Source organism: Paraburkholderia sp. BL6669N2, from assembly GCF_003387275.1.
GTDB lineage: Bacteria > Pseudomonadota > Gammaproteobacteria > Burkholderiales > Burkholderiaceae > Paraburkholderia.
The window spans coordinates 2,208,262-2,232,021 of record NZ_QUNA01000001.1 but is presented as its reverse complement, the minus strand read 5'-3'; the positions used below and the strand labels follow the sequence as shown (position 1 = coordinate 2,232,021).

17 protein-coding genes and 3 pseudogenes are annotated in these 23,760 nt (G+C 58.9%); 16 read left to right on the top strand and 4 right to left on the bottom strand.

Annotation, left to right across the window (positions count from 1 at the left end; all coding sequences use genetic code 11):
• Positions 1-43 precede the first annotated feature (43 nt).
• Entirely contained in the window at positions 44-1,459 is a 1,416-nt protein-coding gene (locus B0G80_RS10125) for a PLP-dependent aminotransferase family protein (RefSeq protein WP_116117906.1), read from the bottom strand.
• 254 nt (positions 1,460-1,713) lie between these two features.
• Between B0G80_RS10125 and B0G80_RS10115 the strand changes: the two are divergent.
• The 3 genes and pseudogenes from B0G80_RS10115 to B0G80_RS10105 all read left to right on the top strand — a co-directional run.
• Positions 1,714-3,490, top strand: a pseudogene (locus B0G80_RS10115) (nitrite/sulfite reductase).
• Positions 3,487-3,915 (top strand): DUF934 domain-containing protein, encoded by a 429-nt coding sequence (locus B0G80_RS10110; RefSeq protein WP_116117904.1) that lies wholly within the window; start codon positions 3,487-3,489, stop codon positions 3,913-3,915. The pseudogene B0G80_RS10115 and the gene B0G80_RS10110 overlap by 4 nt, the downstream one beginning before the upstream one ends.
• Before the next feature lie 262 nt (positions 3,916-4,177).
• A pseudogene (locus B0G80_RS10105) lies at positions 4,178-4,720 on the top strand (lipid II flippase family protein); the annotation flags it as partial.
• A gap of 353 nt (positions 4,721-5,073) precedes the next feature.
• On the opposite strand, the gene B0G80_RS10100 reads toward B0G80_RS10105, so the two are convergent.
• Entirely contained in the window at positions 5,074-5,292 is a 219-nt protein-coding gene (locus tag B0G80_RS10100) for a hypothetical protein (RefSeq protein ID WP_116117903.1), read from the bottom strand.
• 1,501 nt (positions 5,293-6,793) lie between these two features.
• Between B0G80_RS10100 and B0G80_RS10080 the strand changes: the two genes are divergently transcribed.
• The 10 genes and pseudogenes from B0G80_RS10080 (at position 6,794) to B0G80_RS10015 (ending at position 18,466) form a co-directional block, all read left to right on the top strand.
• Positions 6,794-7,102 carry an acylphosphatase gene (locus B0G80_RS10080; protein ID WP_116117902.1) on the top strand — a complete coding sequence of 103 codons (309 nt, stop codon included), beginning with the start codon at positions 6,794-6,796 and terminating at the stop codon, positions 7,100-7,102.
• Between the two features lie 652 nt (positions 7,103-7,754).
• Positions 7,755-10,262 (top strand): DNA ligase D, encoded by a 2,508-nt coding sequence (gene ligD / locus B0G80_RS10070; protein WP_116117901.1) that lies wholly within the window; start codon positions 7,755-7,757, stop codon positions 10,260-10,262.
• Positions 10,263-10,422: 160 nt separating this feature from the next.
• On the top strand, positions 10,423-11,373 hold the full coding sequence (locus B0G80_RS10065; protein WP_116117900.1) for a Ku protein: 951 nt from the start codon (positions 10,423-10,425) through the stop codon (positions 11,371-11,373).
• Positions 11,370-12,212, top strand: coding sequence for a tetratricopeptide repeat protein (locus B0G80_RS10060; RefSeq protein ID WP_116117899.1), 843 nt, complete (start codon positions 11,370-11,372; stop codon positions 12,210-12,212). Before B0G80_RS10065 ends, B0G80_RS10060 begins: the two co-directional genes overlap by 4 nt.
• A gap of 558 nt (positions 12,213-12,770) precedes the next feature.
• A pseudogene (locus tag B0G80_RS46785) lies at positions 12,771-13,091 on the top strand (hypothetical protein); the annotation flags it as partial.
• Between the two features lie 539 nt (positions 13,092-13,630).
• A complete protein-coding gene (locus B0G80_RS10050) occupies positions 13,631-14,011 on the top strand; it encodes a response regulator (protein ID WP_116117898.1) in 381 nt (126 codons plus the stop codon).
• A gap of 1,962 nt (positions 14,012-15,973) precedes the next feature.
• Positions 15,974-16,246, top strand: a complete 273-nt coding sequence (locus B0G80_RS10035) for a helix-turn-helix transcriptional regulator (RefSeq protein ID WP_116117896.1) — start codon at positions 15,974-15,976, stop codon at positions 16,244-16,246.
• Positions 16,247-16,852: 606 nt separating this feature from the next.
• Complete coding sequence (locus B0G80_RS10025; RefSeq protein WP_116117894.1) at positions 16,853-17,593, top strand: 3-ketoacyl-ACP reductase; 741 nt, start codon at positions 16,853-16,855, stop codon at positions 17,591-17,593.
• A 249-nt stretch (positions 17,594-17,842) separates the two neighbouring features.
• Positions 17,843-18,046, top strand: coding sequence for a cold-shock protein (locus B0G80_RS10020; protein ID WP_116119606.1), 204 nt, complete (start codon positions 17,843-17,845; stop codon positions 18,044-18,046).
• Between the two features lie 84 nt (positions 18,047-18,130).
• Positions 18,131-18,466 (top strand): hypothetical protein, encoded by a 336-nt coding sequence (locus tag B0G80_RS10015; protein ID WP_116119605.1) that lies wholly within the window; start codon positions 18,131-18,133, stop codon positions 18,464-18,466.
• Between the two features lie 292 nt (positions 18,467-18,758).
• Here the strand turns inward: B0G80_RS10015 and hfq are convergent, their stop codons facing one another.
• Positions 18,759-19,022, bottom strand: a complete 264-nt coding sequence (gene hfq / locus B0G80_RS10010) for an RNA chaperone Hfq (protein WP_116117893.1) — start codon at positions 19,020-19,022, stop codon at positions 18,759-18,761.
• A 505-nt stretch (positions 19,023-19,527) separates the two neighbouring features.
• Here hfq and B0G80_RS10005 point away from each other — a divergent pair.
• Positions 19,528-19,908 (top strand): response regulator, encoded by a 381-nt coding sequence (locus B0G80_RS10005; RefSeq protein WP_116117892.1) that lies wholly within the window; start codon positions 19,528-19,530, stop codon positions 19,906-19,908.
• Positions 19,909-20,229: 321 nt separating this feature from the next.
• Here the strand turns inward: B0G80_RS10005 and B0G80_RS10000 are convergent, their stop codons facing one another.
• Entirely contained in the window at positions 20,230-20,484 is a 255-nt protein-coding gene (locus B0G80_RS10000; RefSeq protein WP_116117891.1) for a hypothetical protein, read from the bottom strand.
• 543 nt (positions 20,485-21,027) lie between these two features.
• On the opposite strand from B0G80_RS10000, the gene B0G80_RS09995 reads away from it, so the two are divergent.
• Both B0G80_RS09995 and B0G80_RS09990 read left to right on the top strand, forming a co-directional pair.
• On the top strand, positions 21,028-21,426 hold the full coding sequence (locus B0G80_RS09995; protein WP_116117890.1) for a hypothetical protein: 399 nt from the start codon (positions 21,028-21,030) through the stop codon (positions 21,424-21,426).
• A 307-nt stretch (positions 21,427-21,733) separates the two neighbouring features.
• On the top strand, positions 21,734-23,611 hold the full coding sequence (locus B0G80_RS09990) for a potassium transporter Kup (protein ID WP_116117889.1): 1,878 nt from the start codon (positions 21,734-21,736) through the stop codon (positions 23,609-23,611).
• The last annotated feature ends 149 nt before the right edge of the window (positions 23,612-23,760 follow it).

The following is a 23,760-nucleotide window of genomic DNA, read 5'->3' as shown; positions in this document are numbered from 1 at the left end:
TGCGGACATGTGTCGCAACGCGCATCTGTGCTTCGCGACATGGTCAGGCGCGAACTGCGGGTGAGTCGAGAATCTCGGCAAGTGCGCGAACTGCATTTTCGAAGCGGGCATCCCAAGGATGCCCGAAATTGAGCCGCACGCAGTTCTGAAAAGCGTGTGTCGCTGAGAACATTGGGCCTGGCGCAATGCTGACGCCGCGTTCGCTCGCCAGCGCGTGAAGCTCCATCGCCTTGACAGACTGTGGGAGTTGCAGCCACAGCATGTAGCCTCCGTGCGGGCGCGTCCACTTGGCGGCGTCGGGTAGCCATCGGTGCAGCGCGGCCTCCATCTGTCCAAGTTGCGTTTGAAGCGATGAGCGTAGCGAGCGGAGATGCCTGTCGTAGCCGCCGTTCTCCAGGTAGTCGGCTATGCCAGCCTGGGCGGGGATACTTGCACACAGTGTTGTCATTAGCTTGAGTCGCCGAACTTTGTCGGCAAATCGGCCCGCCGTGGCCCATCCAACCCGGTAACCGGGTGCGAGCGTCTTCGAGAACGAGCTGCAATGCATGACGAGTCCTTCAGTATCGAATGCCTTTGCTGGCACGGGGCGGTCGCGGCTGAAATGGAGCTCCTGATAAACGTCGTCCTCGATGAGCGGAACCTGCTTTTCACGCAGCATCTCAACCAGAGCCCGCTTCTTTTCAATCGACAAGGAGGTTCCCGTCGGATTCTGGAAGTTGGGCATGAACCAGCAAGCCCGGATGGGGTGCTGCTCGAGCGCGCGTCGCAGTGCGACCAGGTCTAGGCCCAAGATGGGGTCCACGGGAATCTCGACTGCTCTTAGGTCCAAACGCTCGATTGCTTGCAAGGCGGCATAGAACCCCGGCGACTCGACGGCCACGGCGTCGCCTGGCCGCGTGACTGCCATCAGACAGAGGTTCAATGCTTCCAAGGCGCCGTTGGTCACAACGATTTCTTCGGGTGCGACTGCGAGTCCAATTCCCACGTATCGCAATCTGACTTGTTGGCGAAGACGGTCGCTGCCAGGAAGGTCTTCAACCGTGCTCCAGGGACTGAGCGAGCGCGTTCCGGCGACGAGCGACTTCAACAGCCGCGACGACGGAAACAGCGTTGGCGAAGGAAACGCCGAGCCCAACGGCACAATATCGGGATGCTGCGTCGATTCCAGGACCGAGAACACAAGGTCGCTGATGTCGACCTTCTTTAGCGCGTCGTCCTGCTTCTGCTTGGGGACCTCAGCGTGAACTGCCGCGCCTGGCGTCACGAAGTAGCCGGCACGCTCCTCCGCGCGGACTAAACCCCATTGCTCGAGCAGATAGTAGGCTCGGAAGACCGTCGTCTGACTGACGCCATATTGCGAGATGATTTGTCGCAACGACGGAAGCCGGGCGCCCACCGGAATTTGGCCCGCGCGGATTTGTTCTGCCAGGTTGTTAGCAATGGTTTCAAACCGAGTCATTGTTGGACCTTCGTGCGCGTTATCCAAGCCGGGCCCACAGCACTGCTTGACACGAGGAGCCACGAGTCGTCTCTCAGGCTGCATGCTACCCCGGAATGAGCGTGTCTCAGGTCGCCGGGCCTGCCACGTCCCGACTGCTGCGCAGAAATCCACCGCATCTGCTTCTTCCTGATTATCGTCAACGCATCTACCGTAGCCGTCTGCGCCATAAGAGAGCGCGTTTGGAAAAGCGTGACAGGAGAGGCTTCGCACCCATGTATCGATACACCGACTTTGACAAAGCATTCGTTAAAAGCCGTGCCGCGCAATTCCGCGACCAGTTGGAGCGTTGGCAATGTGGCCAACTGCGCGAGGAGGACTTTCGCCCGCTCAGACTGCAGAACGGATGGTATGTGCAACGGCACGCACCGATGTTGCGCGTGGCTGTGCCGTATGGCGAACTGTCGAGCGCACAGTTGCGCGTCCTGGCGCGCATCGCCCGCGAATACGATGACCCAGCCTCCGACGTCTATCGGTGCGCCGTCGAGGCGCAGGCAAAGCTTGGTTCGACCCATCTACCGACGCACACCGCTCACTTCACCACCCGCACGAACGTCCAGTTCAACTGGATTCCGTTAGATAAAGCCGCCGACGTGATGGACCTCCTCGCGTCCGTGGACATGCACGGCATTCAAACTAGCGGAAACTGCATCCGAAACATTTCATGCGACGAACGTGCTGGCGTGGCCGTTGACGAAATTGCCGACCCGCGGCCTTTCGCTGAACTGATGCGGCAGTGGACAACACTGCACCCCGAATTTGCCTATCTGCCGCGGAAGTTCAAGATTGCAGTCACCGGCGCCACCGAAGACCGAGCGGCGACCGACTGGCACGACGTAGGCCTTCGACTGGTGCGAAACAGCTCGGGCGACCTGGGATTCCGCGTCTCGGTCGGTGGCGGTATGGGCCGAACGCCAATGACTGCGACGGTTCTGCGGGAGTTCCTGCCATGGAACCAAATCATGAACTACATTGAAGCGGTCGTGCGCGTGTATAACCGCTACGGCAGGCGCGACAACAAGTACAAGGCGCGCATCAAGATTCTGGTAAAGGCAGAAGGACAGCGCTACATCGCCGACGTCGAGCAGGAGTTCCGGCAAATCGTTGAACTTGACGGCGCTCCGCACACCATCACACAAGCAGAACTCGACCGGGTGACCGCCGCATTTGTGCCGCCCGAGACAGTCGCCGAGGCTACCGGAAGTTCGCAAGCAGATGCACCCGCCGTCTCGGACCGTTTCGCGCGCTGGATGCGGCGGAACGTGGCGCCGCATAAGGAACCGGCGCTGCGCATCGTGACGCTGTCGTTCAAACGGCTGGGCCACGCGCCAGGAGACGCTTCGGCCGAGCAGTTGGAGCGCCTGGCAGACTTGGCAGACCGTTTTTTCCGGTGGTGAGGCGCGGGTCACCCACACCCAGAACATCGTTCTGCCCTGGGTGCCCGCGTCCGAGCTATACGCGCTCTGGGAGGCTGCGAGCGCACTCGGTCTTGCCAGCACAAACATCGGTTTGATGACAGACATCATCGCATGCCCGGGAGGAGACTTTTGCGCGCTGGCCAATGCGCGTTCGATTCCTGTCGCGCAGGCCCTCGCCGAACGGTATCAAGACATCGACGAACTCGACGACATCGGTGACATCGATGTCCATATCAGTGGATGCATCAACTCCTGCGGCCATCACCATAGCGGGCATATCGGCGTGCTGGGCGTCGACAAGGACGGGAAGGAGTGGTACCAGATTACGTTGGGCGGGGCCGACGGGAGCCAGGCCAGCGGCACCGCGCAGCCAGGCAAGGTAATTGGTCCGTCGTTTTCTGCTGCCGAAGTCCCTGATGCAATCGAGGCCATCCTCGGCGCATATCGCGACCTGCGGGAACACCAGGAACAGGGGCGGTACGAACGCTTCATCGAGACGTTGCGTCGCATCGGCCTTGACCCCTTCAAGGCGGCGGCTAATGGCGCTCGAAACAAAGATGAGGTGCTGGCGTGAACAATATTCCCCGCTTGGAAGTCATCGACAGGCGCGCGGCTCAAGACGGCGACCAACCGAGAGTTCGAAAGCTGCCCAACGATGCAGACCCCATGACGCTAGCAGGCGAGCTCGCCGGCGTAGAGCGAGTTGAACTGCATTTTCCGCATTTCACCGACGGCCGAGCGTATAGCCAAGCGTATCTCTTGCGCCGGAGGCTACGCTTCACGGGAGATTTGCGGGCGACGGGCGACGTCCAGGTCGACCAACTGCTGCAGATGGCGCGAACTGGCTTCTCCAGCGCGGTGCTCAACGACGGACTGAGTCCGACGGAGGCGGCCCGCCACCTGGAGCAATTTTCTGGCTTCTATCAACGCGACCTCACCGTAGATTCTCTGCCTCTTGCCGCAGCCCGAGCGCTTCAACCTGGTTCAACGTCCGATTGAAGGTGTCGCAAAACGACTGCCACGCCGGCGAGGCCTCGACGCACCGGGAAAAGTTGGAAGAAAAAGCAAGGCTGTATTTCGACACTTAGACGGAAAACGACGAACCGTCTACGCTGCAACATCCGGTTCGAGACTAGCTAGGCCTCAACAAGCGTCCGCGCTTGGTCCAGAAGTGCGGAAGCCGCGAGAAGCTCTTTGCGCCCCGCCATCGTAAGAACTGGTCCATTTTAGATTGCCGGCTAGATGAAGCCATTCTCAACATACGTCGGCCACCATTTCCGGCACGTCGCTGAAACCAACGTTCCAGCGATACTTCAGTCGGGCAGTCGGGCACTTCCGGGCGCATCGCTCAGTCCCGCGCTTGCTGCTTCGTGTCGTCAGTCTAGGAGGCGTCAATTATCTTCGGGACGGCGCGCGGTTTCCTTCCAGACGAAACGTGGTGCAGTTGGCTGCTAGCGTCGGAATGTCTTGGGCGGTCACTGCGCTGAATGTGTTCGCGATGGCGATATGGACAGTCGGTGTCTTTGCGTCACTTTATGCCGGATACGTGATGCCAGAATTGCGAGTGACCTGCGCGAACCTGTCATCCGTCATCAATGGGTTGGCAACTGTTGTGCTGGCGGTGGTCATTGACCCTCAGGTTTCGGTAATGACGGACGACGCCATTGAAGGTCGCATTGCAGAAAGCAGCTTCAGGCGCCCTATCATTGCGCTTTGAGGTGCCCGTGTCCTCGGGACGGTGTGCGCTCAACTTCGGCTCGTACCGGCGGCGCCCATTGTCGCGCGAGTTGCGGAATTCATTTAGCGTGTGCGGGGCGGGTAAGCCGCGTGAGGGAGCCGGCGCCGGCAACAAACCTTGTGAGAGGTACGACACGGCTCTTGCGCGACCCGCTGGCGGCGAACAATTCCGGCTCCAAAGACGCGCCCATCTAAAGTGGCCGCCAGAAAAAAGTTAAAACCCCGTTCGCTAGATATGTCTTTACTCATTCGTATCATCGAAGAGTCTCTTCAGACATTCAAGCCATTCAGTGGGTGGGACTCTTTTTGGAGCAGGCAAACTGCGTCCTGCGGATGCTGCAAGGAAGCCTCAGGCGTGCCGGAAGACGGCTCGCCTGGCGCAGTCTGGCAGCCTTTCGGTAGGCAGGTCGGGCAGTGGACTCAGCAATGGGCGTCGACCCAGGCGCGGGCCCAATCCAGGCCCGCAAGCTGAGCGTCCTCCTCACTTTCGAAATGCCCAAGGACGCCTGATGCTTCGATTAGCTTGCCGCCCTTGGTGATGGTCCCGCTCGCCGCGTAGCGCTCCGGCTGAAGCATGCCCTCCTGTTCGAGGATAGCGTGTCCCCAGACGTCACAGCCGTGGTAGTTCTGCGATTGCATTAGCGCACAACCCGGGCCGATGCCGCACGGCCTGTCACGCGAAGGACGTTGCCTTCCGGCGTGACTTGCCGTGCAATTTCAGACATATTCGGTTCGTCTCCCGGCAAAGTCCTTGGCACGTTGCCTCGTTTCGCGACGAGCCTCGGTGTAGGTGCTGAGGTGCGCCGCGAATACAGCCTCCCGGCACGCGGAACCACATTCCGTCGTACTGCGACTTTGTGCGCGGCACCGACGCTGTGTAGGGCGGTCGCGCGCGCCTCCGGTGGATTCCAGACTTCCGAATATGTGCCAGCCCCGAAAGCAGCCGGCGCAAGCGCCGCCGTCAGTAACGCAAGTCCAAGTTTTCTCACGATTTTCCCCTTGTTTGCTTTTCGTGCTACCCCTGTTTGCATGCCATCGCCTGGTCCATCGGTTCGCCGTCACAGCCGACGCAATAGCGGCGGTTCAGCGCGCTGGCTCTGACAACGGTATGACGATTGTCAGTGGTGTAAAACTTAGCTCTCCAGCCTTGCCAGGGCGAATGACCTCGTTGATTTCTTGCTCGCCGGACGCTGATGTCGTCTGCGCCACGAACGCCGCAATTCTGGGATGGGATGGCTCACAGGCTTGCGAACGCGCGTACCCATCCGCCTATGCTGTCAAAGAAGCATGTCCGCTACTCGGAAAAACCGGTGAGGTACTGTACATCCATACAGGCACTGGCGCAAATAACTGCTACGGCACCATCGCAGGACGATGCACCTGTCCTTGGGGCCGGCGTCGCGGCTCGCGCACGGCCGAGGTTGGCTATATTTCTGAGCCCGACGGTCGGCGCGCATCGCCGCCGCAGAGTCACGGCACAAGGGGTATCGTCGGGAACGACCTGCGCGCCGCAGTGCTGGGGGCGAATGACGGACTGGTTTCGAATCTGCCTGATTCTGGGCGTGGCGGGTGCCGGTGACCGGCAACAAGGCGACTGACAGCCGGGCGCGTTCGATAGCGCTTGGACAATGGCCGTCGGTGACCGCGAACTGACCTCTGACGGTATCACACGCGACGGTCAGCTTACCTGTTGCTCGTCTCGGGGACATCGCGCTGGGCGCCATCATGTACGGAATAGAGACGCTTCTTTCTGCCCTCGCGCCCACAGACTATGCTGAACAGTCAATGCAAGCCTTGTTGCAGGCCTTTGGGGTCGATGCGGGCGAAGCGCGAAAGCTGGCATATGCGGAAATCGCCGAATGTCGCGCGCCGCAAGGCCCCGTATTCGACAAGGTCGGCGCCGTGCTCGGCAAGACAACGAATCGTCGGCAAACGCGGCCGTTTAGGAGGTGACCGCACCTTGCCAACGCCGATACGGCCAGCTCGGTGGGCTAGCGCGGCACTCTTGATGCGCATTTGGGCCGGGCGTCGAAGACATCGTCAGGCTCGCGCTCCTGCTGAGCGCACGTCCGATTTTCTTCGGGCTGCTCACGCGCAGTGGGCGCCGGGCTTCGGGACAACCAACGCGGGAGTCAGGCGGATGGAAGACGACAAGGAAAATGGGATGCTTGAGACCCGGCTGGTGAGGGTGCGTGGCATCGTGCAGGGTATCGGCTATCGGGAGGCCTGTGTACGCCGCGCCCGTGCGCTGGACGTCACTGGCTGGGTCCGCAACCGCATGGACGGCTCCGTGGAGGCGATGGTGCAGGGCTCACCGGAGCAGCTTGCGGACATGTGCGCGTGGCTAAGTGAAGGTATGTCCGCCGCGCTTGTCGATGAGCTTGAGGTGACTGAGGTCTCGCCACCGTTCGCCCGCTTTGAACACTTCGAGCGATTGCCGACGTTGTAGAGACTCTACGCCGTTGCCGCGCATCACCTAGTTCATTCGGAGAAAGCTGCTCGTGGTGTACCGGGTCACATCCGAGTAATACCGGGCGACGAGCCCCGTCACGTCGCTGCGCAAAGCGCTCTCATGAGCATTCACGCCGTTCTTATTCAAGGGCGTTGGGGTCGCAGGTAAGAGCAGCTCTTCGACGCTTTGCGGGCTCGGAACGTCGCTTGCTGAGTGGTTGTTCTCAACCATTTGAAGGGGCAAGCCGATGGCGGGCGACAGTTCATAGAAGCCGGGCGAAAGAGCAAAAGTTTCGGGTATTTATTCGGTCGTGCATGATGATGGGAAAGACACTTTCGAGGTCATCTGCGTCGAAGGCGAACACTTCCCGCCGACGCGTAGCGGCAAAGGTGCGCATTTCGAACTGAAGTACGCACGACGCATTCACACAAGCATGGATACCTGAAGGGCACCGAAGGCCGGAGCTAAACCAGGTTCTAACGTCGGCGCGTCGCAGAGTGATACTTTGACGGTGCGCCTATAACCTTTGGCCTCGAGCTATGGGCGGATGGAGGTCTGGCCGTCGCCGTGGCGCTGCCTAACGCCTGTGCCTCCGGCGGTTAGCCGGCGGGGAAACCTACCTTGATTTGTGCGTTCTTCGACTGAAGCCATGGTCACGACTCGCAGCGCGGCGTCTTCACCTCTCAGCCGCTACCAGAAAATGCGGGATTTCGGAGCTACGCCCGAACCTGCACCATCAACCCACGCCACAAGCAGGTCAGCGGGCCGTGGTTTCGTCGTTCAGAAGCACTGGGCGGGTCGCCTTCACTACGATTTCCGGCTTGAGCTGGATGGCGTACTGGTTTCGTGGGCTTTACCCAAGGGGCTCTGCTACGACCCAAAGGAAAAACGGATAGCCATCCACGTGGAGGACCATCCGCTTGAGTACGCGACATTCGAAGGAACGATTCCACCTAAGCAGTACGGCGCTGGCACCGTAATAGTCTGGGACCGCGGGACGTGGGAGCCAGTCGGTGACCCCAGAAATGCATTGGTTGCCGGCAAGCTGATGTTTCAACTGCATGGCGAGAAACTCGCGGGCTTGTGGGAACTGGTCCGCATATCCAAGTCAGACGACAAACAGGACCAGTGGATGCTCTTCAAGAAACGCGATGAATGGGCACAACCGCTGGCGAAATACGATGTCATCAAGGCGCTTCCAGACAGCGTCACCAAGAAGCCGCTGGGGCTGCTCGAAGAGCGGGAGCCGAAAGTCGTGCGACCGGCGCGCAGGAGCAATCATGAACTAGACCTGTCTGCCGCCACGAGCGCGCCGCTCCCCGCCAAACTCGAACCGCAGCGCGCGACACTGGCTTCCTCGCTACCGACGGGTGGCGACTGGATAGTCGAATCGAAACTCGATGGTTACAGAATGCTCGCCCGCGTCCACAAAGGTCGGGTGCGGCTGTTCACGAGTGGGGGACACGACTGGACGAAGAAGCTCCCAAGTCTGGCTGCAGAAGTTGCAAAGCTTCCAGTCTCCAATGGATGGCTTGACGGTGAAATTGTCGTGCTGAGCAACGGGCTGCCAGATTTCGGCGCCCTCCAGAACGCTGTAGATGGCGCCACGAACCAGGAAATTGTTTATTTTCTGTTCGACGTCCCGTACTTCGATGGGATGGACCTCAGGAACGTCCCGCTGTGGGCGCGGCGCGCGCTGCTTTCAAAAATTCTCAAAGATGAAGGCGACCGCATCCGGTTCAGTCAGGACTTCGACGCTCCCGTGGCCCAGATATTTGAAGCGGCTGCCGGTCTGGGTCTCGAAGGCCTGATGTTGAAACGTCGCGACGCGAGTTATGAGTCAGGGAGAACGCAAACCTGGCTGAAGGCAAAGTGCCGACTTCGGCAGGAGCTTGTGGTCTGTGGTTTCACCGCTCGGGGCGACAAGGACGGCGAAGTTGGCAGCCTCCTGCTTGGATATTATGTCGGCAACCAGCTCCATGACGCCGGCAGCGTCGGCACCGGTTGGAACGCCCGTATGGGTCGGGACCTATGGGAGCGCCTGACGCCGCTCGAGGTGGATGCAACTCCCTTTGACGTCACGGTATCGAAGCCCAGCCGCTGGTCGAGGCGTGCGGCTGGCAGCGAGCGCTGGGTTCGGCCTGAGCTCGTAGCCGAGGTCGAGTTTGCCGAGTGGACTGCGGAAGGTGTCGTGCGCCAGGCGTCGTTCAAGGGTCTGCGCGTCGATAAGCCCGCACGGCTGGTCGTCCGGGAGTCCGGTGAGACTCTAACGCCTACGCCCGGCCCTCAGGTGAAGGTCACGCACCCTGAGCGTATCGTCGACCCGACAAGCGGCGTTACCAAGCTAGACCTGATTCGGTATTACGAAAGCGTTGCCCAATGGATGCTTCCGCACCTGAAGGACCGGCCGCTCGCCATGGTCCGCGCGCCCACTGGCATCTCCGGTGAGCTGTTTTTCCAGAAGCACGCCGAAAAGACTGCCATGCCGGGGCTGACGGCCCACAACCGCGACTTGTGGCTAAACCACCCGCCGCTGCTGACCGTCAATACCGCTGACGCATTGATGTCGGCGGCCCAGATGAATGTCGTTGAGTTTCATACCTGGAATTCCACGGTCCTGCAAATCGACAAGCCCGACCGGGTCATCTTTGACCTCGACCCGGGCGAAGGGGTCAAGTGGAAGCAGATTCAGGAAGCGGCTGTGCTTGTGCATGCGCTGTTGACGGAGCTCGAACTGAAGGCCTGGCTAAAAACGAGTGGAGGCAAAGGACTGCATGTTGTCGTGCCGCTGACGCCCCGACTGGACTACAAATCGGTCAAGGCGTTTTCGCAAGCGTTCGTCAGGCATCTGGCGAAGACCATCCCGGAACGCTTTTCGGCTACGTCGGGAGCCGCCAACAGAATTGGCAAAATCTATGTCGATTACCTGCGCAACGGTAAGGCGCAGACTACTGCCACCGCATTTTCTGCGCGGGCACGGCCAGGGATGGGTGTGTCGATGCCAGTGTCATGGGAGCAGCTGCCCGACGTGAAAAGCGGCGCGCACTGGACGGTGCAAACGGCGAGAGAGTATCTTAGCTTCCAGGTGCGCGACCCGTGGGAAGAGTATTGGTCAACGCGGCAATCTCTGGCGTCAGCCGTGAAGCGTATGCGCTAGGAAGTCCGTCCAGCTGAACGCGGTCTCGGGAAGTGCATGGCGACAGCCCGTCACCGACGGGCACAGCTCATGCTGTGCGACGCGAAGTGTTGTTTCCTCAAGTGGATAGTCCGTGAGCAGCGCCGGCGGCGGTTTCGCCCGCCGCTATCAGGAGAATCACATGGCAGCGCGTTCCATTGCATCGCTGACGCTTTCCTTCGGTCTGGTGTCCATACCCGTGAAGCTATATTCGGCTACGGACAGCGCTGCTGGCGTTGGCTTCAATCTGTTGACGCCGGAAGGCGGTAGGGTCAAACAGCAGTACATATCCGAGGCCACTGGCGACGTCGTGGCCCGCGCTGACATGAAGAAAGGCTACGAATTCGAAAAGGGGCAGTTTGTCGTTTTTGCTCCTGACGAATTGAAGGCGCTCGAGGAAGGGGCGAGCCACGTTGTCGAGATTGTCTCCTTCGTCCCAGAAAAGTCGGTGGACCCGCTCTACTACGATAAGGCGTATTTCATCGCCCCCGACAAACGCGGCGGCAAACCCTATAGTCTGCTGCAACAGGCCATGCGAGAGAGCGAACGTTGCGCGCTTGCAAAATGGTCGTATAAGGGAAGGACCCGAGTCGTCCAGATAAGGCCGGCTGAAGACGGGATGGTCTTCCAGCAACTGTTGTTTGCCGATGAAGTGCGCGCGCTGAGCGATTTGCATATTGAGCAGGTCACTGTCAGTGATACGGAGTTGAAGCTCGCGCTTCAAATCATCGACCAGGTATCAGAAGACGCATATGACCCGACTGCGTACGAAGACGAAGAAAAGAAGCGGATTCTCGAAGCCATTGACAGGAAGATTGCGGGCAAACAGATTGTGTCGCCGGAGGCGCCGGCCGAAGAGTCTGGGGGTCAGGTGATTGACCTGATGGAAGCGCTTCGCGCGAGTCTGAGCGCCAATAAGCAGAAACGCGAGGCGCCGGTGAAGACCTCTGCAGCGAAGGCGCCAGCGACAAAGAAGACTTCGCCCGCTGAACTTGAGGTGCTTGCTGCCAAACCTCGCCGGCCTGTCAAACGAGCCACACCGAAAGCCGACGTGAAAGAAGCACCGCCGGCAAAGGTCCGAGCACGCAAGTGACCAGACGGAGCCAGTCTAACGATTACTCATTGCGCAGCCTTCAATCGCTGCTGGGCGTGTCGCGCCGCGTGCTTTCCGGGCTGATTGAAGCGGGATTCGTTCACCCCGCGCGCGGTCGCAGGAACGAGCTTCGATTCTCTTTCCAGGACGTCGTGGTCCTGCGCACAGCGTTCCAGTTGCAATCAGCCAAAGTCTCAGCACGGAAAATACTGAGGGCGCTTGCCAAGCTGAAAGCCGAACTTCCTGATGAGCTTCCGCTTTCTGGAATTCGAATTACGTCGGTAGGCGAGACGGTGGCTGTCAGGTCAGGACAGGCCCAATGGGACGCCGCTTCCGGCCAGCACCTGCTCGACTTCGAGGTCGCACCTATTAGAGGCGAGGTCGCTTTCCTCGACTCGGCACCGCGAAACCAGACGAGTCGCGAACAGCAAGCGGAGGAATGGTTCGCACTCGCCGAACAACTCACCGGAACCGATGCTATTGGCGCGGAGCAGGCGTATCGAAAGGTGCTCGAGCTCGCGCCATCACCGCATTACCACGCTTATACGAATCTGGGCGTATTGCTGTGCGAGGCAGAAACGCGTTGCGACGAGGCATTGTCCGTTTTTGATGGGGCGTTAGAGCACTTCCCGAATGACGCGTTACTGCACTTCAACCGCGCGGTCGTTCTCGAAGAGCTGAAACGCTATGACGCGGCAGTGGACGCTTATGAGCGATGCATCGGTCTCGACCCGACTCATGCCGATGCTCACTTCAACGTTGCGCGCCTAAGCGAGATTCGCGGCGACGAGCAGGGGCTCGTGAGGCACCTCAGTGCGTATCGCCGGCTTAGTGGCTGATTTTGCGCGGTCATCGCTCGTTCGGTGGCGCACGGAATCTCGCCAGACTCTGGCGATAACGCCAAATATCGTCCGTTTTGCCGCACCCTCTTCGACGCGCTGCTCGACTTCACTCGAAATAATGCCCCGCGCCCGAGCCCAATATTCCCGATGCCGTCGCACCGTTCAGGACAAGACTAGCGGCCGGCGGTGAGAGACGTATCTCCCTGAAATGGCTGCCGCAAAAAATTAAAACATCGTTCGCTAGATATGTCTTTACTCATTCGTATCATCGAAGAGCCTCTTCAGACATCAAGCCATTCAATGGATGGAGCTCTTTTTCAGGCGGGCAAGAGCATCTTGCCGATGCTTCGCAAAGGAGCGTGATGAGCACCAGGAAGACGAGTTGAAGCCGTCGTGGCGGTGCGTGCATGCGGGCGGGCCAGGCAGTCACCTTACCCATGTGCGTCGACCCAGGCGCGTGCCCAATCCAGGCCTGCATGTTGAGCTTCCTCTTCGCTATCAAAATGGCCAAGGACGTCCGATGCTTCGATTAGCTTTCCGCCCATCGTGATGGTAGATGTAACTGCATCGACGAACACCTATATCGCACCAGCCGCGCCCGTCTTCGTCGTGCCCGCGTATTACCCCGTCGCGTATCCTTGCTACGGCTGGGCCGCGTGGTGGGGACCATCGGTGTCACTGAGCTTCGGCTATTGGGGCGGATGCTGTTACGGCGGGGGCCGGCACGGCTACTCGGGCCACCACGGCTATTGGGGCCATGGATATGGGGGCGGTTGGGGCGGTCATGGCAGCCGGGGTGGGCACGGATATCCAAGGCGTGGTATGGGCGGCGGCCAATACTGGGGCGGTGGCGGCGGTCACGGGCTTTCGCATTGAACGCTAACGGAGATGCGCTCGTGTTCAACAGTGCCTCGACAGCTGCGGCCGTGGGTCAACTGGACGCAGCTCGCCAACGCGCGGCAGCGCCGGACCGTGCGGTGACCAGTTTCAGCCTCCATTGCAGGTCGACGAGTCTTTTCAACACTCACTATCAATTCAACTGACGTATGAAGATAAGCACAACTATCTGCCAGCGGAAGAGCGCGGACGCCGAAAGTGGACTACAAGGCCTTTCTGGCGGGGCTGTCTATTGCCCGCGCGATAGAGAGCGAGGCCAGGCGGCACGTCCGGCGCGATTGAAGCGAAGACCCGGGGCTTTGGGGGCTCCGCTGCTTCCAATGGTCCCTGGTTGCATTGTCGACCTTGTGCTTCGCGTCGTATGGCGGGTATTTAAATGCCAGCTTAACGGGTCGGTGGTTATATACTTACAAACTAATCTGTAAAACTCAACGTACAGGCAACGCCATTTAATAATATTTTATTACATAAGAAGCATTCTTGGCAGCGCCGCGAACTTCGCGTAATAAGGATATTGAATGAATGTGCTCGTCGTCGACGATAATGAGTTCGTCGCGGACAGTCTGGCCTTCCTGCTGGACTGCATTGGTCACCGCGCCGTTATGGCGCACGACGGGGAGACTGCGCTGGAACTGCTCCATGCCGGCGCTTTCGAACTCGTTTTCCTGGACGAAAACCTCCCCGACATCAACGGCAGTGCCGTCGCGCTGTCGCTGCTGGACAGGCCAGTCGTTCCCCGGCCCTTTGTTGCCTCCATGACGGGTGACAGCGATAGCAACGAAGAGTTTGCCCGGCTCTTCGATGTGTGTCTGCAAAAGCCCTTCTCCCTCGAAGCACTCATGCAAGTTATCGAAGATGCTCGCTGCAGCAGCGATGCGAGCGCTCTCCTGGCCGCCTAGACTAGTAAGCGGAAGCGTCACCGCAGCCCATAGGGTAGCGGGCGCAGTGCAGTCAGGATGGTTCGCAGCGGCGCCTGTCCCCGACCCGATAGCCTGAGACTTTCTTTCCTTATAGTTGCTTTTGCAACCAACTCGCGCCTTCGATGGCGTGGTGCAATAGAAACTCCGCAGTGGCTCTGGATGAGGTGAGTTCCACCTACGTGTGCGAGCCCCTCTGGCGGTTGGCTAAACTCATCGATTGCTCCGGACTGGAGACCGATATTTCAGGCCGGAAGGCATCGATGCTTTCCAGCAGTCTCTGCAGTCGTTGTTGTTGGTTCGGTAAGAGTCCCGGCGTCGCAAGTGCCTGAAGCACTCGCCCACGCCAGTAAGTTCTGGAGAAGAGCGAATCCGCGCCTTCTGCGCCCAGCACCTACTCGAGATGCGCTATTGCGGCGTCGATGTCGCGCAACGTGTAGGGGCTTTTGCCCAGGGAACCTCTGTCGGTGGCGGTCATTGCATGCGCTCTGATTTACCTGCCTTTTCTGTCTGGCATGTGCACGGAAGAACGGTAGCGCTCAACTGTTCTGCTATAACAAACATATCAATTTTGTCAAAAGTTGACATCAAGCAATACAGCAAACGGGCTGCTGAAATAACACAATCGCACGGCACCATGCCGCAAGCGAGTATGGTTAGCTCCCGGTTTCCGGCGGAAACACGTGCCACGTGCCGTCATCGTGCCGGAAGAAAAAAAGCGTGACCGGGCCTTCTGGTCGTTGTGCCTCAACGCACACATAACGCCTCCGGCTGGAGCCAGTGCGACTGAATCGGGTTACTCGCATCGGCGTCCTCGAAGTTGGCGTCAGCCATTTTTCAACCAGAAAACGCAACGACTTTTCCGCAGTGTTCATCCGCTCTTCCTTCAGCCTCGTCGCCGCCGGCTCGGCATTGCCCTGTGGCACTCGCCTCGATGCACCTGCAGCCGCGAGGAATATGGTCGCTTCGCGTGATTGATACCGAACGAAATCAAAGGAAGCTACGGCAGGCGACCTGCGCAACTTCGCTTGAAAGGTTTCTGGCTCAGGAGACGGGTTCCGTGACGGCGTACGAGGCGCACCGGGCGCCTCCGAGCGCCACAGACGGCCACCAGCAAGCAAAGCGAGCGGGGCTCGCTTGAAAGGCTTGGCAGCAGTGAGCTACGGCAAGACGCTATTACTTCTCACTGGTGGCGACCGGTGCAGCAAGCTGTCGAGTCTCGCTTGGCCGAGGCCGACGCCGACGCGCTGATATTGCTCTCGGCAGCTCCACCGCCTGCTTTGCGGCCTTCCTCGCGGCTTCATACGTCGTGTTCGCCGTCTCGCTTGCCGTGGTGATGAATGTCTTCCACGCAGCTACGGCGTTTCGCTTCCTGCCGGCGCGTTCTTTGCGGAGCTATCGACAAATGCCTGTGCAACTCCATGGAGGTGAGGTGACCAACGTCAAAAAGCCAGACTACAGGTTCGGCGGCAACGCCGGTGGCGTGTGAGAACGTAGGCAAACGCCCCGTTGGTATTTGAGGAGAGCGAATACTAGGGGAATACCCGCAGAACGTTCGATTCCTCATGATGCTATTGAGAATCTTTTACTCAAATGTGTGCGGCGCCACAAAAGCGCCACGGGTCATCCACCGGGGTGGCTATAAGCACGGCGGAATTTGACGATGAGCCGGTAGGCGGCGCGATACTTGGTGACCGGATAACCCGGAGCGCAGCTTGATGCGGCGCGACGATTTACGAAGAATTATTTTCTGTTTGACACCGGTGTGCTGGCGAAGAATAGTTGAACCTGCAACTAGCCGCCAGTCGGGCTCCGATACAGAGTGCAACCGGAGTTAAGCATGACGTCATGAGCGCGTCATGGCGGGCATGTAAGTTTGACGGGCAGCCGGAAGAGAGCCGGTACTGGATTGCATAAAAATATATTTGAGAGAAGTTGGACAAAATGAATCGTCATACTAAAAGTATCAGTCATCTCGAGCGCAGTGCCGGCGATGACCGCCTGACGCGCGCCTTGGCCGCACGCTTCGACAGGGCATTGACACGCGCCGGCATCAGTTCGGCACGCGCAGCGAAGTGGCTGGGTGTGAGCGAATATGACGTGCAATATTGGCGACGCGGAATCACCGTGCCGCCGCTGAACGCCTGTACGCGCCTCGCCGCCGTCCTCCATCTCGATGTTCACTGGCTTTGCACAGGTCAGCCTCAGGCTGCCTGATTCGCAGTTCGCGGGAATCGCGGGCCAAGGAAGTTTCTCTCCCGTAGATGCCCATACGTTCTGATGTTCGCAGCTTGGTCGGCATCGTGCTCGCAATGATGCCGCCATACGCATTTCTGATGCTGTACACCAAGCGTTTTTCACAGAAGCCTGGGATGTCAATGTGAAGTCAGCTAAACGAAACGGGGCGTTCGACGAAGCACTGCGCCTGAATAAATACGAGGTTGAGTTGGCGCGAGGCGCCTCGCATATCGCGAGCACGCTGTACGACGAAAGCATGCTTGCGGCGGTGAGGGAAACCATTGTTCACTTCGAGGGCTCGCATGGACGCGACGACCTGAAGGCATTTGCGCACGCCCTTCTCAGAAGACTCGAGCAGCGAGGGAAACCGCTGGCGGGCAAGGTGCTGCAGCACTTTATTGAGCGCGGCCGTTTGCCAGAGGAGGTACCCAGCGCGCCAGTACCTGTGTCTGCTCGCAAACCTGCCGCCCGGAAGCGGCAAAGCGCGCACTCACGGGAGGCCAGGGCGCGCGAAGCAGCGTAAGCCGGATGTATGTTGGCGAACTACAAGTTTCAATTCTTAACCGCAACAACCGAGGGAAGAACATGTCAAAGCGAATCGCTTATGTCACCGGCGGCATGGGTGGAATTGGTACAGAAATTTCTCAGCGGTTGTTCAAGGACGGCTTCACGGTCGTCGCCGGTTGCGGACCCGACTCTCCCCGACGGGAAAGATGGTTGAAGGAGCAGGAGGCACTTGGCTTTTCCTTTACTGCGTCCGAAGGGAATGTCAGTGACTGGGAGTCTACCGTGGCTGCGTTTGCCAGGGTGAAGAAAGACGTCGGCGAGATTGACGTGCTGGTGAACAACGCCGGCATTACGCGGGATGGCACGTTTCGCAAGATGTCCAGAGAGAACTGGAACGAGGTCATTGACACGAACCTGACCAGCCTCTTCAACGTCACCAAGCAGGTCATCGAGGGGATGGTCAGCAGGGAGTGGGGGCGAATCATCAACATCTCGTCCGTGAACGGGCAGAAAGGGCAGTTCGGCCAGACGAACTACGCGACTGCGAAGGCGGGCATTCACGGCTTTACGATGTCGCTTGCGCAGGAAGTAGCGACAAAGGGCATCACGGTAAATACGGTCTCCCCGGGGTACATCGGGACAGATATGGTTCGTGCCGTGCGCCCTGAAGTGATGGACGCAATCATTCAGGGCATTCCGGTGCGCCGTCTCGGAGAGGCGTCGGAAATTGCTTCAATTGTCTCTTGGCTCGCCGGCAATGAATCCGGCTTTGCGACCGGTGCTGATTTTTCGCTCAACGGTGGGCTTCACATGGGTTGAAACCTCGATGAACGCGTGCTTTACGCGGGCCGCCAGCAGTCCAGGCCTTCGTTCCCGTCGAAGTGGCGACGAGATGCAAGCCGCTTTGCGGCGACCACACCGATGGCGTGATACTGGGCCGGTCGTGCACATCGACGACCGATGTGACTCGCGAAGACAGTGTCACCGTGATAAGACTCTTCCTCCTGATTCGCCGCGCTGTGAAATACAGCAAACGAAAATGCGACATTAAACTTTTGTGGAATGAATATGGCAACCGGAACAGTAAAGTGGTTTAACGACGCCAAGGGCTTCGGCTTTATCACGCCAGACGACGGCGGAGAAGACCTGTTCGCCCACTTCTCAGAGGTCCAGGGCAGTGGCTTCAAAACACTGCAAGAGAATCAGAAGGTCAGCTTCGAAGTGAAGCAGGGGCCGAAGGGCAAGCAGGCTGCCAACATCAAGCCGCTGTAACAGGCCCGACGCTCGCGTCGTCGCGATGAATGGGACGTTATGCGGCCCATCGCAAAACGTACGGACAACCAGCTGGAGACCCGCATGCACGACGTGCCGCATATCGAACCCTCGTCCTACCCGGGTACCCGCAAGACGTTGCGCTTTCTCGCACGCGACGCCCGAAAGCCTTGCGCAGCCCTGGTGTACTGGCTGGGGGTGACGGAGCCCACTGCGGAACCCAGCTTTTTCAGCGCCATGCAAACATACGGACCGTTGATGCAGCTGGTTCTACCCGACGAACGGCCTGGCGTCTTCGTGAAGCGGGACGCCGTTCAGAGAGTCCAGGATTCCGGGGTCGTGAAGCGACTCGTTTTCAAGGACGGGTCGTCGCTCGACGTTCGCTATGCCGGGCCGTGCCGCGCCCTCTTCAACGAGTGAACGACGCCGGCGTGCCTCTGTTGTCGCCAGAGGCGGATATTGTCCGTGGATACGGCAACGGAACGGTGATGCGACTTCGCAGCTAGCGGCGCCAATTGTTCCAGGCGCGCCTCCGCAGCACGGCTGGACATCACCATCAATCTGACGTGACCCTTTGGCGCGCCGGCGTTATCGTTCCGAAAAGTACGGGTTCTACACGCCTGTCTGAACTTCTCGACGTGGACGTCGCCTGGCTATGCGCAGGTCAAGCGTAGACCACAGCATGTCATGAAACTTTTCATAGGACGCGACCTCACAAGTCGTTCGGCTTGTCCCGACTCGCCGCCGCGCCGGCACCGCGTGCCGGGGTCCTGCCATTGACGGGCAGCACGGTCGAAATGGCATGTTTGAAAACAAGTTGCGCACCTGCGCCAGACTCGAGCAGAACTACAAACTGGTCAAAGGCGGCCAGCTGACCGCTTAGTCTGATGCCGTTCACGAGGAACACGCTTACAGTGGTCTTGTCACTCACGAGGGTGTGCAAAAAATCGTCCTGCACGCTTGGGCGTGGGGTCATGTTCGAGGTCAAAGCATTAGGCCCTTTAATTGTACCGGTGATACCTGACGTCCAACACGGCAGTACCAGGAAACTTTAATCCAGGTTAGATATCCTGAGCAATAACGTGTCAAGAGGTTGACCGCGGCTGTGGCCATGGCCAACCGCAAGGTTAACTATGTTGTGCGTCTGAACTATCCTGATTCATGAAGGAACTAGCCAATTTGAGAAGCGTTGATTTTACGCAGCGACCGATGCCCACATTCATATTGCCTGTAGAGCCCTGGTGTCACCCTGCCTGCACCGGAAGGAAACGTAGCGCTAGTGTTGGCAGGCGTTCAGCAGCATCGAAATCCGGAGCTTCGGCGGCCCTCTGAGAATCCGCCCGTGCGGCGGCGCTCGCGCAAATGCACGTCGGCGAAGGCGGTCATCGAAGCATGCCAAGCGTTCCGGTACGAGCTTTCGCATACGGCGCACTCCAGGCACGTCCCATGCGCGCCTGCAAAGCAGTTACGCGGGGAAGTCCATGAGCAGAATATTGCTGGTCGGCAAAGAGCCTCATCTCATTGAGGTCCTGCGACTTTGCCTGGAGTCTGAGGGTCATCACATCATGACGGCGCTCGATTGTCTGGAGGCGTTGGAAATGGTGTCAGGGAGACTTCCGGACATCGTGGTCACTGACACGAAGATGCTAGATGAAATCGCCCTTTGCAAGTTGCAACGACACGCGCACCCGGGCGATGGCTTCCCTGTCATCCTGCTATCCGACGGCCCGCACCCGACAGACCGGCACGCACCCCTTTTCGATGCCTGTGTTCAAAAGCCGGTGGCCGTTGAGCACTTGCTAAGGCTGGTTTCGCAACTGATTTCCGAGCGGCACAATCCGGCATCAGTACCGCGGCACTAGCCGGCTAGGCTACAGGTGGAGTGCTTCGCAAATAGCGGCGTGCGAAAGCAGGACAGTAGCGCACACTGCTATCGCTGTGTCTCATGAACCCGCAGACGGCGACTTCGGCTCACCGACCGTTCGATGCTCGTAGGCCGCGCGGAACTGCTAACGTCGCTTGTGGGCGCCGGTGATGCTGCGCAATCTATTCACACTGTTGGCAGCGGTCGATGGGAAGTGCGTGGGCGCGACCGGTCCGTCGCATGCGTTTATTGCGAGCCCAGACGGGCCCGCCGCAAGTCGGGCGAGCCTCGTCTTTCGTCGCGCACCTTCGTTTACCGCTCAAGGTGCCTTTTCGTCCGGCGGCTGGTCGCCGGGAGACGGCTCCGGGGGCGTCTCCTCGTCGGGAACGTCTTCGTCCGGTTCTGTTCCTGGCACGTCGCTGTCTGTCTGCGTTCCAGCATTCTCGTCCGACCCGATTTTCGTCGTTCCCGTCGACGGCGGGTCGCTCGCAGCGAACGTATCCTCGACAGCTGTATCGACGCCCTTTTCCGACTTGCCGTCGGCCGCGCGTTGCTCGGTAGGATGGGTAGCCATTTCCCACTCCTGATGGTTTGTGTTCCGAGAGGCCGCAACGGCTATTCCTGAAACGGCATCAGCCTGCGCGGCAGGAAGGCGAGCGATGGTAGAGCCGCGCCAAGAGCGCAAATCAGCGCAGACCCTCCGTGCGCGGAAGAACCATCAACGCATTGGCATTCCAAAAAAACGGACCTCCAGGGGAGCGACTCCGCTCCGTCCGCGTATCGGTTGTGAGTTGTCGTCTGGCCGAATGTTCTTCAATGGAAAGGGGGGCGTCCCGTACCCGCGTCGGGCTTGTCGCTACTTCCTTCACGAGGGTTTACATGTCCACATCTAAAGTCGGACTTGTTGCTGCCCACTTCACTCTGTCGGGTGATGTCTTTCCCGCCAGTCCGCAGTTGAAGTTGCCACTCGGAGTCATCGGAAAGAAGTGCTTGTCTGACCTCACCATTGTCCATAGCGGTCGACACATGCTGGCTCCGCCCGGACTCCCAGTCATTCACTGCGCGAGATATACTCGCCGGGACGTTGTTCTGCCTTGAACAGAATGGAGACAGCCCTGTGAAAGCTCACGTCATCATTGGTTTGGCTGCAATCGGCGCCTTCGCGATTACATTGTTCATCGGTTGGTACGATGGAGTCGACTATCTCATCAGAGGAAGGGACCAGGCGTTCTGGACCATGGAGGGGATGCTTGCGGCACTTGCCGTTTACCTGTTCATGCGAACGAAGCTTCTGCGAGCGGCGACCGTTTTTGGCTCCCGGCGGGCAAGAATCCTAACAACTGTGGTTGCCTTCGTCATTGTCTTTGTAGAGGCTTGGTATGGCGGGTTGAACCCATTCATGCGCGGGCACGGTCAAGGCGGAATCCTCTTCACCGCATGCGTCGCTGCTTTCTTCTGTTGGACCTGCCCGCTGTGGGCGCGGCCGGAATCGCGTCGCTGCACTGAGCCGCCGTGACCGCCGATGCGTGGTAACAGGGAAATGGACGGGCCATCATCCTGTTGCCTCGGCGACTTGATTCCGGACTGACGTTATCAATTTAATTGTTATGGCCGACGCGTTCTGTGCCATCCGATGTAGTCAGCCCAAGACGACGAGAAGTTAATATCGGAATCCGTAGAGCACAGCGACGTGGCAGTGTCTGCAATGGCTTGTAGGTCGGTTGCGGTCGGATGCGATGCGACGGTTGCAGAAGTTGTAGTGGGCTGGAGCAGCAGTTTGCTCCGCAGTTACATGCTTTGAGGCTCAACAATGAGGCGGCATCGTGACTACAGACTCCAATAAAAGTAGCATTGCTGCGCTGACGCTGGCTGCCATTGGAATTGTGTACGGCGACATTGGAACCAGTCCGCTTTACACAATGAAGGAGGTATTCGCGAAACATCACGGTCTTTCGCTTGTCCCTGTCAATGTGCTGGGGGTGGTCTCGCTGATTTTGTGGGGCCTCATAATCGTGATTTCGCTCAAGTACGTAACTCTTGTTTTGCGGGCGGACAACCGGGGGGAAGGCGGCATTATGGCGATGACCGCGTTAGCGCTATCGTCGGTCACGCAGAAATCCCGTTGGTACTATCCGGTGATGCTGCTTGGCATGGTCGGCGCAGGGCTGTTTTTCGGCGACGGTGTAATTACGCCAGCCATTTCAGTCTTGTCGGCTATTGAAGGGTTGGAAGTGGCCGCGCCTGCTCTTAAGCCGTATGTTATCTCTGTGACATTGGCCGTTCTGGTTGCACTGTACTTGTTGCAGCGCAGGGGCACAGCCGGTATCGGAAAATGGTTCGGCCCGATTGTGCTGGTCTGGTTCATTACGCTTGCTGCCATGGGCGTTGCTAATATCGCAAAGAACCCGGTTGTTCTGATTGCCTTCAATCCGCTCCACGCCCTCGGCTTTCTCATCCACAACGGGTGGTTGGCCTTCGTCGCCCTCGGTGCGGTTGTCCTGGCGCTCACCGGTGCGGAAGCGCTGTATGCTGATATGGGCCATTTTGGCAAGAAGACAGTTCGCTTGGCCTGGTTCTCTATCGTCGCTCCCGCGCTGGCACTCAATTACCTCGGGCAAGGCGCCTTGTTGTTATCGAATCCGGCAGCGGTTTCGAATCCTTTCTTTCTGCAACTTGGCCCTTGGAGCGTCTATCCGCTGGTAGTGCTCTCGACGATGGCGACCGTTATCGCATCGCAGGCGACAATCTCTGGTGCATTTTCAGTGACTCAGCAAGCTATTGCGCTGGGCTTCCTGCCCCGTATGCGCATCCGCCAGACCTCTGAAAGTCAAAAGGGGCAAATCTACATCCCACTCGTCAATTGGCTCCAGCTCACGGCTGTCATATTGGCCGTTGTGGGATTCGGCTCGTCTTCCAATTTGGCTTCGGCCTATGGCATTGCTGCGACCGCTACGATGTTGACGACGACGCTGCTGACGTTCTTCGTTGTTCGTTTCGGCTGGAAATTTCCGCTGTTGCTGTCGGTCGCAGCGACCGGATTCTTTTTGACGATTGACGTCGCTTTGTTCTCTTCCACGAGTTTGAAAATCATTAGCGGCGGCTGGTTTACGCTAACAATCAGTGCGCTGATGGTCATGCTCATGCTGACGTGGCGAAGGGGGCGCGAACTGGTATTCCAAAGCCTCCAACGCCAACTCATCCCTCTCGACGACTTCCTCCAGTCGCTCTTCATCAATCCACCGCTACGCGTGCCTGGTACGGCCGTCTTCTTCCGTGCAGAAGGTGATGGCGTACCCCATGCGCTGTTGCATAACCTACTGCATAACCAAGTGCTGCATGAACGAACGATATTTTTGACTGTGTACGCCACCGACATCCCCAGAGTTCCGGACAGGGAACGCATCAAGGTGGTCCCGCTTGGACACAACTGCTATCAAGTCAACGTCTACTATGGGTTCTCGGATGAGCGCGACATCCCGCGCGCTTTGCAAGAAGGTCGGCATGCTGGACTCTCGATTAACCCGATGCAAACCTCCTTCTTTATCGCCCGCCAGACAGTCCTCGCCACGCCGAAAGCCGGCATGGCGCTATGGCGGGAGGCCTTGTATTCCGCGATGTCTCGCAACGCTCGCGACGCGGCTGATTACTTCAAGATTCCGCCCAATCGGGTCATCGAACTGGGAGCGCAGGTAGAGATTTGAAGGGTAATGCCGACTCGAGCGAAGAGTTTCGGTTCCGTCCTTGGCAAGATAAGCCGACGGCGCGCGACGCGCTGGGTGCTCATGCTGGCGATGAGCTGGCATTGCGCCGTTCGTCGGTGCGGCGCCGCAGACATCAATCGGCGAGCCGG

Excerpts from the sequence above, each read along its gene's own strand:
- B0G80_RS10125 (WP_116117906.1), bottom strand. The coding sequence starts at position 1,459 with ATGACTCGGTTTGAAACCATTGCTAACAACCTGGCAGAACAAATCCGC.
- B0G80_RS10100 (WP_116117903.1), bottom strand. The coding sequence starts at position 5,292 with ATGCAATCGCAGAACTACCACGGCTGTGACGTCTGGGGACACGCTATC.
- B0G80_RS10080 (WP_116117902.1), top strand. The coding sequence starts at position 6,794 with ATGGAAGACGACAAGGAAAATGGGATGCTTGAGACCCGGCTGGTGAGG.
- ligD (WP_116117901.1), top strand. The coding sequence starts at position 7,755 with ATGGTCACGACTCGCAGCGCGGCGTCTTCACCTCTCAGCCGCTACCAG.
- B0G80_RS10065 (WP_116117900.1), top strand. The coding sequence starts at position 10,423 with ATGGCAGCGCGTTCCATTGCATCGCTGACGCTTTCCTTCGGTCTGGTG.
- B0G80_RS10050 (WP_116117898.1), top strand. The coding sequence starts at position 13,631 with ATGAATGTGCTCGTCGTCGACGATAATGAGTTCGTCGCGGACAGTCTG.
- B0G80_RS10035 (WP_116117896.1), top strand. The coding sequence starts at position 15,974 with ATGAATCGTCATACTAAAAGTATCAGTCATCTCGAGCGCAGTGCCGGC.
- B0G80_RS10025 (WP_116117894.1), top strand. The coding sequence starts at position 16,853 with ATGTCAAAGCGAATCGCTTATGTCACCGGCGGCATGGGTGGAATTGGT.
- B0G80_RS10020 (WP_116119606.1), top strand. The coding sequence starts at position 17,843 with ATGGCAACCGGAACAGTAAAGTGGTTTAACGACGCCAAGGGCTTCGGC.
- B0G80_RS10015 (WP_116119605.1), top strand. The coding sequence starts at position 18,131 with ATGCACGACGTGCCGCATATCGAACCCTCGTCCTACCCGGGTACCCGC.
- hfq (WP_116117893.1), bottom strand. The coding sequence starts at position 19,022 with ATGACCCCACGCCCAAGCGTGCAGGACGATTTTTTGCACACCCTCGTG.
- B0G80_RS10005 (WP_116117892.1), top strand. The coding sequence starts at position 19,528 with ATGAGCAGAATATTGCTGGTCGGCAAAGAGCCTCATCTCATTGAGGTC.
- B0G80_RS10000 (WP_116117891.1), bottom strand. The coding sequence starts at position 20,484 with ATGGCTACCCATCCTACCGAGCAACGCGCGGCCGACGGCAAGTCGGAA.